At 67.1% G+C, this 14,888-nt stretch carries 5 protein-coding genes and 2 pseudogenes; 2 read left to right on the forward strand and 5 right to left on the reverse strand.

All coding sequences use genetic code 11. The features are described 5' to 3' along the window. Nucleotides 1-50 precede the first annotated feature (50 nt). Together HK436_RS19235 and pbpC are read left to right on the forward strand one after the other, a co-directional pair. Nucleotides 51-5,510: pseudogene (locus HK436_RS19235) on the forward strand (alpha-2-macroglobulin family protein). Beyond that, nucleotides 5,507-7,597: a penicillin-binding protein 1C gene (gene pbpC / locus HK436_RS19240; RefSeq protein WP_173192324.1), complete on the forward strand. Its 2,091-nt coding sequence runs from the start codon at nucleotides 5,507-5,509 to the stop codon at nucleotides 7,595-7,597. The pseudogene HK436_RS19235 and the gene pbpC overlap by 4 nt, the downstream one beginning before the upstream one ends. Before the next feature lie 239 nt (nucleotides 7,598-7,836). Here pbpC and HK436_RS19245 read toward each other — a convergent pair whose 3' ends face one another. From HK436_RS19245 to hutI, 5 genes and pseudogenes are all read right to left on the reverse strand, one after another. Further along, entirely contained in the window at nucleotides 7,837-9,066 is a 1,230-nt protein-coding gene (locus tag HK436_RS19245) for an NAD(P)/FAD-dependent oxidoreductase (RefSeq protein ID WP_244649054.1), read from the reverse strand. A 376-nt stretch (nucleotides 9,067-9,442) separates the two neighbouring features. Next, nucleotides 9,443-11,131 carry a urocanate hydratase gene (gene hutU / locus HK436_RS19250; RefSeq protein ID WP_173193635.1) on the reverse strand — a complete coding sequence of 563 codons (1,689 nt, stop codon included), beginning with the start codon at nucleotides 11,129-11,131 and terminating at the stop codon, nucleotides 9,443-9,445. 15 nt (nucleotides 11,132-11,146) lie between these two features. Next, nucleotides 11,147-11,967: pseudogene (hutG, locus tag HK436_RS19255) on the reverse strand (N-formylglutamate deformylase). Between the two features lie 203 nt (nucleotides 11,968-12,170). Continuing rightward, nucleotides 12,171-13,715, reverse strand: a complete 1,545-nt coding sequence (hutH, locus tag HK436_RS19260; protein WP_173192328.1) for a histidine ammonia-lyase — start codon at nucleotides 13,713-13,715, stop codon at nucleotides 12,171-12,173. Beyond that, nucleotides 13,712-14,878: an imidazolonepropionase gene (gene hutI / locus HK436_RS19265; protein ID WP_376769197.1), complete on the reverse strand. Its 1,167-nt coding sequence runs from the start codon at nucleotides 14,876-14,878 to the stop codon at nucleotides 13,712-13,714. The genes hutH and hutI overlap by 4 nt, the downstream gene beginning before the upstream one ends. Between the last annotated feature and the right edge of the window lie 10 nt (nucleotides 14,879-14,888).

Below are 14,888 nucleotides of genomic sequence, written 5' to 3' on the forward strand. Positions count from 1 at the left end.
AAGGTTGCCTAAGTTCCGCAACGGTAATTCGTCAGCGTTTGGAGGGTTTCATGTCGATGCGCGCCGCTCGGATTTTCTCCATTCTCGCGACCCTTTTGCTGGCCTTTTCCATCCCCGCTTCCGGCCAGAGCGAGCGTCGGATCGCGACGACCCCCGATTCGGACTATTTCGGCTTCGATCTGCGCACCGAGCAGGACATACCGCTCGACGCCTGCGAGGCAGTGTGCCTCGCCGATCAGGATTGCCGCGCCTTCACCTACAACACGCGCGCGCAATGGTGCTTCCTGAAATCCGACTACAGCACGTTGAACCCGTTCCCGGGTGCGGTGGCCGGACGCGTGGTCGTCGACAGCGGCGAAGCCGAACTCGGCGCACCACCCGTGCTCGACTACGTGCCGCAGCACATGCGCGATGAGGCCCTGCGCTACCGCGCGACGCTCGAGCGCGAAACGCCGGACGAATCCACCGGCATCGTATACCTGTCCTCGAGCGCAGCCAGCGCCCTGAGTGCCGGCGATCCGCAAACGGCGGTGGAAGCCCGGCGTGCCGCGCTCGTCATCGACCCCGACGACGCCGAACTGTGGGCCGGACTTGCCCGTGCGCAGTTCGCCGTCGAGCCCGACTCCAGCTCCGAACGCGCGCAGCGTGGCCAGGACGGCATGTCGGCCGCGCTAAACGCCTATGCACTGGCGCGCTCCGCATCGGCTCGTGCAGACAGCCTCGCGGCGGTCGGTCTCGCGCTGGACAACCGCGACCTCTATCGCCCGGCCCTCCAGGCCTATGAGGCGAGCCTGGCGTTGGTCGACGATGCTTCGGTACGTGCCGCCTATCTCGACCTGAAGGCTCGCAAGGGCTTCCGCGTCGTCAACAATACGGTGGAGGCCGATGGGGCCGCGCCGCGCGCCTGCGTCCAGTTCTCCGAGGATCTGGCGAAATCGGGCGTCGACTACGCACCCTTCGTCACCGTTGACGACGCCGCCCCGAAGGCAATCGAAACCTCCGGCACGCAGCTCTGCGTCGAGGGTCTCGAACACGGCAAATATTACCGTATCGGCATCCGGTCCGGCCTTCCCGCCGCCGTCGGCGAGGTGATCGCAAGCCCCGTCACGCTATCCGTCTATGTCCGCGACCGCGCACCCTCGATGCGTTTCTCCGGCGAGAATTTCGTGCTGCCGTCCACGGGCCGCCATGCCCTGCCGATCGTCAGCGTGAACACGCCGCTTGCCGAGCTGAAGCTGCATCGCGTGGGCGACCGCGCGCTGAGCGATCTGATGAAGGACAACCCCTTCCCGCGCCAGATCGACGAGTACGAGATTTCCTCGCTGGCGGAGAATCTCGGCGAGCTCGTCTGGCAGGGCACGATCGAAATCGACAACCAGCTCAATAAGGACGTGGTCACCGCCTTCCCGGTCGAGGAAGCGCTGCCGGAGCGCAAGCCTGGCGTCTACGTACTCACCGGAACGCCGCAGGGCGACACCAGCGATCCTGGAATGCGCGCGCCACGCAGTGGTTCGTCGTCTCCGACATCGGCCTCTCGACCTATGCCGGCGAGGACGGATTGACGGTCTTCGCCCGCTCGCTGGCAACCGCGCGCCCGCTGGAAGGCGTGGAGCTGCAGCTTCTCGCCCGCAACAACGAGGTGCTGGGCACCGCAACGACGGATGCCAGGGGACAGGCCGTGTTCACGGCCGGCCTGACGCGCGGCGGTTCCGGCATGGCGCCCGCGGTGCTCACGGCCGCGGGCGGCAAACAGGATTTCGTCTTCCTCGATATGACGCGCGGCGGTTTCGACCTGTCCGACCGCGGCGTGACGGGTCGCGCCGCCCCCGGCGCCATCGACGTTTTCGCCTGGACCGAGCGCGGCATCTACCGCCCCGGCGAGACGGTCCATGCAGCCGCCCTCGCGCGCGACGAAAGTGCCGACGCGATCGAGAACCTGCCGCTGACCTTCATTTACACCCGCCCGGACGGCGTCGAGGAGCGCCGCATCACCAGCGATGGCGGCGCGCTCGGCGGCCATCATGTGCCGCTGGAGCTGCAGCAGACGGCGATGCTTGGTTCCTGGACGCTGGGCATCTACAGCGACCCCGACACCTCGCCCCTCGCCCAGTCGGTATTCCTGGTCGAGGAATTCGTTCCGGACAGGATCGAGTTCGACCTCGAACCCGAGACGCCGGAGTTCGATGCCGGCGAACCGGCCTGGATCGCGCTCGACGGCCGCTACCTCTACGGTGCGCCCGCTTCCAATCTGGAGCTAGAGGGCGAGGTCGTCGTCTCCACAAGACGCGAATGGGATCGGTTCCCCGGCTTCTCGTTTGGCCTAGCGGACGAAGAGATCGAGGCGTCATCGACCTCCCTCGACATTGATGCGACGGACGAGGACGGCAAGGCCCGCATCGAAGTGGCAACCGATGCACTGCCCTCCACGACCGGTTTGCTCGAGGCCAAGGTGACCGTGCGCATGCGCGAAAGCGGTGGCCGCGCGGTCGAGCGCAGCACGAAGCTTGCCATCCGCCCGCAGGACGCCGTGATCGGTATCCGTCCCGATTTCGCCGGCTCCGAAGTGCCACAGGGGTCCACTGCCTCGTTCCGCGCGATCGCCGTCTCGCCCGCAGGCGAGCGTGAGGCGCTGTCCGGCGCGCTCTGGACGCTGACCAAGGTCGAGCGCAACTATCAGTGGTACCGCAGCAACAACGCTTGGAACTACGAGGCGATCACCGTCGAGCGTCGCATCGACAGTGGCACCGTCGACATCGCTGCCGACGATCCCGCGACCATCGCGGTCCCCGTCGACTGGGGCCGCTACCGCCTCGAGGTCGAGAGCGCCGATCCTGCCGGACCGGTTGCCAGCTACGAATTCGATGCCGGCTGGTTCGTCGAGGCAACCTCGACGGAAACTCCCGATGGCCTGGAGATCGCCCTCGACAAGGACAGCTACGAAACCGGCGAGACCGCGACCCTGAAGGTATCGCCCCGCTTCGCCGGCGAGCTGCTGGTGGCGATCGGCTCCGAACGCCTCCATCAAACGATCGAGGCGAGCGTGCCAGCCGAGGGCACCGAGATCGAGATCCCCGTTTCGGCCGACTGGGGCGCCGGGGCCTATGTCACGGCAACGCTGTTCCGCCCCGGCGAAACGGAGGAAAGCCGCATGCCGTCGCGCGCCATCGGCGTAAAGTGGCTGGCGATCGATCCCGCGGAGCGCAAGCTCGGCGTCGAGCTTTCCCCGCCCGCGCAGGCCCTGCCCCGCGCGCCGCTTTCCATCCCCGTTTCTCTGACGGGGCTGGAACCCAGCGAGGAAGCCTACGTCGCGGTGGCAGCCGTCAACGTCGGCATCCTCAACCTGACCCGCTACGAGCCCCCGCGCCTGAAGACTGGTATTTCGGCCAGCGCCGGCTCGGTCTCGATATACGCGACATCTACGGCCGGCTGATCGACGGTTCGGCCGGCGCTTTCGGACGCATCCGCACGGGCGGCGACGGCGGCGGCCTCACCGCGCAGGGCAGCGCGCCGACCGAGAAGCTGCTGGCCTTCTTCTCCGGACCCGTAAAGGTCGGCGACGATGGCAAGGCCGAAATCACCTTCGACATACCCGAATTCAACGGCACGGCCCGCGTGATGGCGGTGGCGTGGTCGAAGCGCGGTGTTGGCGAAGCGACAACGGACGTCATCATCCGCGACCCGATCGTGATCACCGCCGGTCAGCCTCGCTTCATGGCGACCGGCGACCGTGCCACCGTGCGCCTCGACATCCACAACGCCGACGGCCCCGCCGGCGATTATGCGGTTGCGGTGCGGACAGACGGCATGGCCGGCTTCGACTTTGGCGACGTGCCGCAAAGCGTCGCGCTCGGCGACAACGCCCGCGCCACGCTGACGCTTCCGGTCACGGCGACAGCCACCGGCGATGCTACGGTGACCGTGTCGCTCACTCACGCTGACGGCGTTGAGGTCGACCGCACTCTCTTCCTGCCGGTGCGTCAGCCGGCGATGCCGGTCACGAACCGTCAGGTCATCAGCCTCCAGGCCAATGGCGGATCGCTGCGCGTTGATGGCGAATTGCTGGCAGACAGCCTGCTCGACGGCGCATCGGTATCCGTCGGCGTATCGCCGGCATCGGCCTTCGACCTGCCCTCGCTCCTGATGACGCTCGACCGCTATCCCCATGGCTGCGCAGAGCAGACGGTCAGTCGCGCCCTGCCACTGCTTTACGTGGGCGAACTCTCTTCCGCGACGGGCCTCGAGAACGATCCCGGCCTGCGCGAACGCGTGCAGAAGGCGATCGCCAGGGTGATGACCTTCCAGACGTCGACCGGCTCGTTCGGCCTGTGGGGGCCTGGCTACGGCGACCTCTGGCTCGACGCGTACATCACCGACTTCCTGACCCGCGCCCGCGAAGCCGATTTCGGCGTGCCGGTTCAGGGTATGACCAACGCCTTAAGCAATCTCCAGAACCAGCTTTCCTACACGACGGACGTTTCCGAGCGCGGCACGGAGATCGCCTACGCGCTTTATGTGCTGGCGCGCAATCGCAAGGCGCCCATCGGCGACCTGCGTTATTATGCCGACACGCGGCTGGAGGAATTCACCAGCCCGATGGCACGCGCCCAGCTTGCGCGGCACTCGCGCTTTATGGCGACAACCAGCGCGCCGATACCGTCTTTGCATCCGCGCTGCGGCGCGCGCAGGGCGACACCGCTACCAACTTCAACCGCTCCGACTACGGCTCCTCGCTGCGCGACGGCGCGGCGATGCTGGCGCTGGCGGCAGAAACCCGCCCCTCGCCTGGCACGGTTCCGGCCATGGTAAGCTTTGTCACGCAACAGAAGAACAACGCGCGCTGGACGAGCACCCAGGAAGAAGCCTGGATGCTGCTGGCGGCCCGTGCCGTGCAGGCTTCGGGCGACGCGATCCGGCTCGATGTGGACGGCGCGCCGCATACCGGAAGCTTCGCCCGACGCGTTGCCGGTGAGAGCCTGCAGGACAACCCCATCACCGTCACCAACCGGGGCGACGAACCTGTCGATGCGGTGGTCACCACGGTAGCCGCACCTGTCGATCCGCTGCCGGCCGGCGGCAACGGCTTCACCATCACGCGCAGCTACTACACGCTTGACGGCGAGGAGGCGACGGTGTCCGAAGCGGCGCAGAACGAGCGTTTCGTGGTGGTTCTGCGCGTCAACGAAGCCAACACCTGGCCCTCGCGGGTGGCGGTGACCGACCTGTTGCCAGCCGGCTTCGAGATCGACAATCCGCGCCTTGTCGGCAGCGCGGAACTCGCCAATTTCGACTGGCTGGCCGAACCGGAAGCCGCCCATTTCGAATTCCGCGACGACCGCTTCGTCGCCGCCTTCGACCGCAATGGCGGCGGGTCGTTCCAGGTCGCCTATGTGGTTCGGGCGGTAACGCCTGGCGTCTACGCCCACCCCGCCGCCGTCGTGGAGGACATGTATCGCCCGCAATTCAACGGCCGCACGGCAGCCGGCATGGTTGAGGTGATTGCCGCGCAATGATGCGCTGGAAGGGCCCTGCTCTGGCGCTTTCCATGACCGCGGTGCTCGGTACCGCGGCGATGGCAGGGCTCGACGCGCTTGATCGCGCTTATCCGCCCCCGCTCGAGCCACCGGCAACCTCCACCGAGGTGGTCGACCGCGACGGCGCCCTGCTGCGCGCGCTGGCCACGCCGCAGGGCGCCTGGCGTTTCCGCATCACGCTCGACGAGGTCGACCCGCATTTCGTCGACATGCTGATCGCCTACGAGGACCGGCGCTTCCGTCGGCACGTCGGCATCGATCCGGCAGCACTCGCCCGCGCCGCAACCCAGTTCATCACCAATGGCCGCATCGTCTCCGGCGGCTCCACCATCACCATGCAGCTCGCCCGGCTGATCGAGCCACGCAAGGAGCGCTCGCTGACGGCCAAGCTGCGCCAGATGGTGCGCGCGCTGCAGATCGAGCGGCGACTGTCGAAGGATGATATCCTCGAACGCTACCTGACGCTGGCGCCCTATGGCGGCAATCTCGAAGGCATTCGCGCAGCGACGCTCGCCTGGTTCGGCAAGGAGCCCAAGCGCCTCGGCGTCGGCGAGGCAGCCCTGCTGGTTTCCCTGCCCCAGCTACCCGAACGCCGCCGCCCCGACCGGCACCCGCAGGCCGCCGCCGAAGCCGCGCGCGACCGCGTGCTCGCCCGCATGATCACAGCCGACAAGCTGGAACAGCGCGAGGCCGAGCGCGCACGCGACGCCTCGGTGCCGGCGAGACGTCACGACATGCCCTTCCTGGCCGCACACGCCGCCGAACGCGCGCTCGCGGAAAACCCCGGCCTCCCGCGCCATCAGCTCACCATCAGCCGCCGTGTGCAGGAAGGGCTGGAGGCCGTGGCCCGCGAGACGGCGGCGCGGCTCGGTTCCCGCCTCTCCGTCGCCATGGTCATGGCCGATGCGCAGACCGGCGATATTCTTGCGGAAGTCGGTTCGGCAGGCTTCTTCGATGGCGCCCGCGCCGGCTGGGTGGACATGACGCGGGCGGTCCGCTCGCCGGGCTCGACGCTGAAGCCGTTCATCTACGGGCTCGCCTTCGAGGAAGGGCTGGTGGCGCAGGAGACGATCATCGAGGATCGGCCATCGAATTTTGGCGGCTATCTTCCGCGCAATTTCGATCTCGAATATCAGGGCGACGTGTCTGTACGCACGGCACTGCAGATGTCGCTCAACGTGCCGGCCGTGCGGCTGCTCGATGCCGTCGGTCCGACGCGGCTCGCGGCCCGCTTCCGCCGCGCCGGCGTGACGCTGGCGCTCCCGCGCGACGAGGCGCCGGGCCTCGCCATTGCGCTCGGGGGCGCGGGTCTGACGCTACGCGACCTCGTGCGCCTCTATACCGGGCTCGCCAATCGCGGCGAGACGGTCGCGATTGCCAACGTTGCCGGGGAGCGCGAGACAGCAGCGATCCTCGACCGCCGCGCGACATGGCAGGTCGCCGACATGCTGTCCGGCATCGCGCCACCCGAAGGCGCTGGCGCCAGAGGCATCGCTTACAAGACCGGAACCAGCTACGGCTACCGCGATGCTTGGTCTGTCGGTTTTGACGGCCGTCATGTGCTCGGTGTCTGGGTTGGCAGGCCGGATGGCGCGGCCGTGCCCGGCCTGTCCGGCTATGCGTCTGCCGCGCCCGTTCTGTTCAAGGCCTTCGAACGGTCGGGGCTGCCGGTCACGCCCCTGCCCCGTGCGCCTGCCGGTGCGCTGCGCACGGCGCGCGCCGACCTGCCGATGATGCAGCGGCGCTTCTCCGCGCCCGGCGACGCTTTGCGCCAGCCGGGCGTTGCCGAGCCGGCGCCGCAGATCGTCTTCCCGCCGCAGGGCGCGCGGGTCGAGCTTGCATCGGGCGCCGGCAGCGCGGCGATACCACTGGTGCTCAAGCTGCAGGGCGGTCGCGCTCCGTTCCGCTGGCTCGCAAATGGTCGCCCCGTCGAAGGCCTCTGGCGCCGGCGCACGGCCAACTGGCAGCCGGACGGTGCAGGCTTCTCCACCCTGACGGTCATCGACGCCGCAGGCCGCACGGCCAGCGTGAAAGTGTTCATCGAACAGGACGCCCCAACACCCTGAATCGACTCGCGGATTAGCCTTGGTGCGTCCTTCAAGGCTCCCCTTCGACAAGCTCAGGGTCGCACCTCAGGATGAGGGACGTTGTGCATCGCTTCGGCAAGTCGGTGGGCTCGAGGGCCCTTCCGTTAAGGTGCATCGAGCCCACTGCTCAGCGGGTTCGATCAACCCACCTCCCTCATCCTGAGGTGCGAGCGGAGCGAGCCTCGAAGGACGCACCTATCGTCATACCACCCCGGGAGCTAAGCCGCCGCGGGCTTCGGCATCAGCGCCTTGAGGTCAGATGCCGGATCGGCGGCAACATCCAGCGGGATCGACAGCCGCGCCGCGAGCAGCCGCCGCGCCACCATGTGGTCGGCCGGGCTGTTGACGCTCTCCACCGCGATCAGCCTGCCTTCACGATAGACGAAGACGGAGAACTTTCCGTTGGCCGGGTCGCCGCGCATGACGGTTTCGTTCATGCCCATCGCAAGGCCAGCGATCTGCAGCTTCGTCGCGCCCTGATGAGACCAGAACCACGGCAAGCTGTCGTAAGCGTGGTCGTTGCCGGTCAACCGCGCGGCTACGCATTTGCCCTGGTCGACGGCATTCTGCACGGATTCCAGGCGGATCATGCCGATGCCATAGGGGTTCGGGTGTGCCGCACAGTCGCCGATCGCCGAGATGGCCGGGTCGGTGGTGAGCAGCCGATCGCTCACAACGACGCCATTGTCGGTCGCAAGCCCGGCCTCGGAGGCCAGTTCGGCGTTCGGCACCACACCGGCAGCCACGACCACCGCATCGGTATCCAGCGTGTCGCCGTCCGAAAGCGTAACCTTGCGGCCGTCGATTTCAGTCGCCACCGTTCCGAGCCGCAGCCGTGTCCCCATCTGCTCGTGGATCGGCACGAAGCAGGCGCTCATCATCGGCGAAAGCACACGGCCCATCAGCCGGTCGGCCGCTTCGAGCACATCGACGGCGATGTCGCGCTGCCGTAGCAGTGCTGCGACCTCGAGCCCGATGAAGCCGCCGCCGATGATGGTGGCGTGTTGAAGGTCATCGAGCCGGCCGGTCATGAGGCGCGCATGGGCGAGCGTGCGCAATTCCATCACGCTTGCCGGATCGAGCCCTTCGATGGGCGGAAAGCGGTTGCGCGCGCCCGTCGCCAGCACGAGATGGTCGTAGGGCAGCCGCTCGCCGCCTTCGAGCACCAGTTCTCGCGCGGGACGGTCGATGCTCTGCGCCCGCACACCGAGGCGCAGTTCGATATTATTCTGCCCGTAGAAGGCTTCGCCCTTCAGCGGAAGCGAGGAATCCTCGACGCTTTTGAGAAACTCCTTCGACAGCGGAGGCCGCTGGTACGGCAGGTCGGGTTCGGCGCCGATGACGATCACCGAACCCTGGAACCCGTTGTGCCGCAGCGCCGCAGCGCATTCCACGCCCGCCTGCCCGCTACCGACGATCACCACCCGCGACACTGTCTCTTCGCTCAAGAGCCGTCTCCTGCAATTGGACTGCGCTGGAGATAACAACGCGCCTGCCCCATGTCGACGGGTCGCGTCGTTTGAGCCGCGGTTTCTCTCTCCTGCGTCATCCCGGCCGACCGAGCTTGCGAGGGGTCGCGAAGCGACGGGACCCATTGGCCCGAAAATCGTGTGGCACGGCCCCGTGCAGCACGCGGCGCATGTCCGTACAGCCGCGAACGCCCGCAAACCGGCCGTGCTGCTCAATGGGTCCCGGATAGCCTGCGCTGCGCTTCGGCTTCCGGGATGACGATGGCGAGGGCAGCACTTCGTATCACGACAGCGGCACGGTCTCCCTCATCCTGAGGTGCTTCGCGAAGCGGAGCCTCGAAGGACGCACTACCCCTCAGCCCAATATCCCCGGCAGATCGAGCTGATGTTCCCTGGCACAGTCGATTGCGATCTCGTAGCCGGCGTCCGCATGGCGCATGACGCCGGTGGCCGGATCGTTCCACAACACGCGCTCGACACGCTTCGCCGCTTCCGGCGTGCCGTCGCAGACGATCACCATGCCCGAATGCTGCGAGAAGCCCATGCCGACGCCGCCGCCATGGTGCAGCGACACCCATGTCGCCCCGGAAGCTGTATTGAGGAGCGCGTTGAGCAAAGGCCAGTCGGAAACGGCGTCGGAGCCGTCCATCATCGACTCCGTCTCCCGGTTGGGCGAGGCGACGGAGCCGGAATCGAGGTGGTCGCGGCCGATCACGACCGGTGCCTTCAGCTCGCCCTTCGCCACCATCTCGTTGAAGGCGACGCCTGCCTTGTGGCGGTCGCCGAGCCCGATCCAGCAGATGCGCGCCGGCAGGCCCTGGAACGCGATGCGCTCCTGCGCCATGTCGAGCCAGCGATGCAGATGCTCGTTTTCGGGAAACAATTCCTTCATCTTCGCGTCGGTCCTGCGAATGTCCTCCGGGTCGCCGGAAAGCGCCGCCCAGCGGAACGGCCCGATGCCGCGACAGAACAGCGGCCGGATATAGGCCGGCACGAAGCCGGGGAAGGCAAAGGCGTTTTCGAGCCCCTCCTCCTTGGCCACCTGCCGGATATTGTTGCCGTAGTCGAGCGTCGGCACGCCGGCATTCCAGAAGTCGACCATGGCCGCGACATGCGTCTTCATCGACGCACGCGCCGCCTTCTCGACCGCCCTCGGGTCGCGCTCGCGCCTGTCGCGCCATTCGGCGACCGTCCAGCCGACCGGCAGGTAGCCGTTGATCGGGTCGTGCGCGGAGGTCTGGTCGGTGACGATGTCCGGGCGCGCGCCGCCGGCCTTCATGCGCTTGACGAGTTCCGGGAAAACATCTGCGGCATTGCCAAGCAGGCCGACCGATTTCGCCTCGCCGGCCTTGGTCCAGCGCTCGATCTTCTCCAGCGCCTCGTCAAGCGTGGTGGCCTTCTCGTCTAGGTAACGTGTGCGGATACGGAAATCGATGCGGGTCTCGTCGCACTCCACCGCAAGGCAGCACGCTCCGGCAAAGACCGCCGCCAACGGCTGCGCGCCACCCATGCCGCCGAGTCCGCCAGTCAGGATCCACTTGCCCTTGAGGCTGCCGTCATAATGCTGGCGGCCAGCCTCGGCGAAGGTCTCGTAGGTGCCCTGCACGATGCCCTGCGTGCCGATATAGATCCACGAGCCGGCCGTCATCTGGCCGTACATGGCGAGCCCCTTGCGGTCGAGCTCGTTGAAATGCTCCCATGTCGCCCAATGCGGCACGAGGTTGGAATTGGCGATCAGCACCCGCGGCGCATCGGCATGGGTGCGGAACACGCCCACCGGCTTGCCGGACTGGACCAGCAAAGTCTGGTCGCCTTCGAGATCGCGCAGCGCGGCGACGATACGGTCGAAGTCCTGCCAGGTGCGCGCCGCCCTGCCTATGCCGCCATAGACCACCAGCTCGTTAGGATTTTCGGCAACGTCAGGATCGAGATTGTTCATCAGCATGCGCAACGGCGCCTCGGTCAGCCAGCTTTTCGCCGTCAGTTCGGTGCCGGTAGCGGCGCGGATGGTGCGGGTGTTGTCGAGGCGGGAATGGAGCGTCATCATGTCCTCCAGGGTTCAGCGACGCGCCCAATCGAGCGCGGTTTCGAATATGCTGTGCAGCACTGCGCGCAGCGGCGCGGCGAAATCGGGATCGTAGGCAACCGGCCAGTTAGTCTCATCGACGGGACCGACCGGCTCGCGCAGATAGCCCCGGCAGGCGAGTTCCATCTGCAGCGCATGCACGCCCTCCTCCGGCGTGCCGTAATGGCGCGTGATCCACCCGCCCCGGAAGCGGCCATTGACGACGAAGCTCTCGTCGCTGGCCTCCAGCAGCGTGGTCACCTTTGCTTCAAGCTGCGGATCGGCGCTCGCCCCGCCATTGGTGCCGAGATTGAACACCGGAAGCTCGCCCGGAAACAGGCGTGGGATCACCGACCGGATCGAATGACAGTCGTAGAGCACGACCCGATCGTGGCTCCCGCGCAGGCGTTCCAGCTCGGTACGAAGCGCTGCGTGGTAAGGGTCGAACCATGTCTCCCGCCGCCGCGCGATGCCCCCTCGCCGGGCTGCAATCCGTCACGGTAGAGCGGATCGCCATCGAACGTCTCCGTCGGACACAGGCCGGTGGTCGCCTGTCCGGGATAGAGTGACACCCCCGACGGGTCGCGATTGACGTCGATCACCGTGCGCGAGATCGCGGTGCGCACCACCGTCGCGCCGAGCCCGGCCGCAAAATCGTAGAGTTTCTCGATCCACCAGTCCGTGTCGCGCCGGGCCAGCCACGGCGAAACGATCTGGCCGTCCAGACCCGGCAATTCGGTGCCGGTGTGCGGGATCGAAACCAGCAGCGGCGCATCGCCACGCGTCACGGTTAGCCAAGGGGTGGTCACAACCATACCTCCAAGACTGCAGCTTTACGTTGCCCCCTCTGTCCTGCCGGACATCTCCCCCACGGGTGGGGAGATCAGCCGTCGCGTCTGCCTTCGCTAACCGCCTGGGTTGCAAGATGGGCGGCCGGACTGAAGCTGCCGATCTCCCCCTTGTGGGGGAGATGTCCGGCAGGACAGTGGGGGGCGCGACAGAGTGCCAGCGTTTGCGCTCACCCCTCCACCCCCGGCAAATCCACGGCTCCCGCCGCCTCGATCACCGCACCCGTGCGCACCAGTGTGTTTGCGGCTTCCATGTCCGGATGGAAATGGCGGTCGTCGTCAAGATGCGGCACGCTGGCCCGCAACAGCGCCCTCACCGCCTCCAGCGATGCGCTCGATGCAAGCGGCGCATGGAAGTCGCAGCCCTGCGCGGCCGCCAGCAGTTCGATGCCGACGACGGCCGTGGCGTTCTCCACCATGCCGATCAGGCGCCGTGCACCATGCGCGGCCATGGAAACGTGGTCTTCCTGATTGGCCGAAGTCGGGATGGAATCGACGCTTGCCGGATAGGCCTTCTGCTTGTTCTCCGACACGAGCGCCGCCGCCGTGACCTGCGGGATCATGAAGCCGGAATTGAGCCCCGGCTTTGGTGTCAGGAACGCGGGCATGCCTGAAAGCGCCGGATCGACCAGCATCGCGATGCGGCGCTCGGCGAGCGAGCCGATCTCGCAGACCGCCAGCGCGATCATGTCGGCGGCAAATGCCACGGGCTCAGCGTGGAAGTTGCCGCCCGACAATGCCGTGTCGTCCCCAAATTCATCACCTGGGAAGATCAGCGGATTGTCGGTCACACCGTTGGCCTCCGTCGCAAGCGTATCTGCCGCCTTGCGCAACACGTCGAGCGCCGCACCCATCACCTGCGGCTGGCAGCGCAGGCAATACGGGTCCTGCACGCGCTCGTCGCCGATGCGGTGCGATTCGCGGATCGCGCTTCCTTCCATCAACCGGCGCAGCGTTTCCGCCGTCTCGATCTGGCCGCGATGCTTGCGAAGCTGGTGAATACGCGGATCGAACGGTGCATCCGAGCCCTTCGCCGCGTCGGTGGACAAAGCACCTGTCACCAGCGCGGATCGGAAGAGCAGTTCCGCCTCGAACAGGCCAGCGAGCGCATAGGCAGTGGAGAACTGGGTGCCGTTCAGCAGCGCCAGCCCTTCCTTGGCGCCGAGCGTCACGGGCGCGAGACCGGCCGCGGCAAGACCTTCGGCAGCCGGCATGCGGCGATCGTCCAAGAACACGTTGCCGACGCCGATCATCACCGCCGTCATGTGAGCCAGTGGCGCCAGATCGCCCGACGCCCCCACCGAGCCTTGCGCCGGCACCAGCGGCACGACACCTCGCTCCAGCATCGCTTCGAGCAGATCGACCGTTTCCTGCCGCACGCCCGACGCTCCCTGCGCAAGGCTCGCGAGTTTCAGCGCCATCATCAGCCGCGCCACGGACTGCGGCATTGGCTCGCCGGTGCCGGCGGCATGCGACAACACGATGTTACGCTGCAGAGTTTCCAGATCGGCAGCCGGAATGCGCACGCTTGCAAGCTTCCCGAACCCGGTATTGATGCCGTAGACAGGCTCGCCCCTGGCGACGATGCGCGCCACAGCCTCAGCGCTGGCCGCAATTTTCGGGCGGCACGATGGATCGAGCTTCGGCACCGCGCCGCGATAGATGGCGCGCCAGTCGGTGAGCGTGGCAGCACCCGGCTTGAGCTGTCTGGTCATTTGCCCCTCCACACCCGCTGGTGCAGCGGGTTGAAACCGATGCGGTAGACGAGCTCCGCCGGGCTCTCGACATCCCAGATCGCCAGATCCGCCCATTTGCCCGCCTCAAGCGTGCCGGTCTCACTCAGGAGGCCGAGCGCGCGCGCCGCCTCACGCGTGAGGCCTGCGATGCACTCGTCGACCGTGAGCCGAAACAGCGTCGCCGCCATGTTCATCGTCAGCAGCACTGACGTCAGTGGCGAGGTGCCGGGGTTGCAGTCGGTCGCCACCGCCATGCGGACGCCGTGGCGACGGAAAAGCTCGACCGGCGGTCGCCGCTCCTCGCGGATAAAGTAGAACGCGCCCGGCAGAAGCACGGCAACAGTGCCGGCCTCGGCCATCGCCTCCGCACCTTCTTCATCCGTATATTCCACATGGTCGGCCGAAAGCGCACCGTATCGGGCGGCAAGTGCGGCGCCATGCAGATTGGAAAGCTGGTCGGCGTGCAGTTTGACTGGCAGTCCGAGCGCGGCGGCTGCATCGAAGACGCGCGCAATCTGCTCAGGCGCAAACGCGATACCCTCGCAGAACCCGTCGACCGCGTCGGCAAGCCCGGCCTGCGCCACTGCCGGCAGCATCTCGCCGACAACCTTGTCGATATAGCTATCCTTGTCGCCCTCCATTTCAGGCGGCAGCGCATGGGCACCAAGGAAAGTCGTGCGCACCGAGACGGGACGCTCCTGCGCCAGCCGGCGCGCTGCCCGAAGCGACTTCAGCTCGTTTTGGGTGTCGAGCCCATAGCCGGACTTGATTTCGATGGTGGTGACACCCTCCGCCAGCAGCGCGTCGAGCCGCGGCAGAGACTGGCGTACAAGCTCGTCTTCGTCGGCCGCGCGCAGCGCCCTCACCGACGAAACGATGCCGCCGCCCGCCCGCGCCACCTCTTCGTAGGAAGCGCCGGCAAGGCGCATCTCGAATTCATTGGCGCGGCTCCCGGCATGAACGAGATGGGTGTGGCAGTCGATAAGCCCCGGCGTCATCAGTCTGCCACCGCAATCGACCGTCTCGGCGGACCCGAGTCCGGCAGGCAGCTCGGGCTCCGGACCCGCAAAGACGATGCAGCCATCGCGCGCGACAACCGCCCCGCGCACGATGACACCCCCGCCACCATCGGCCTTGGCCATCGTTGCGAGC

Source organism: Neoaquamicrobium sediminum, assembly GCF_013240295.1.
Classification (GTDB): domain Bacteria; phylum Pseudomonadota; class Alphaproteobacteria; order Rhizobiales; family Rhizobiaceae; genus Aerobium; species Aerobium sediminum.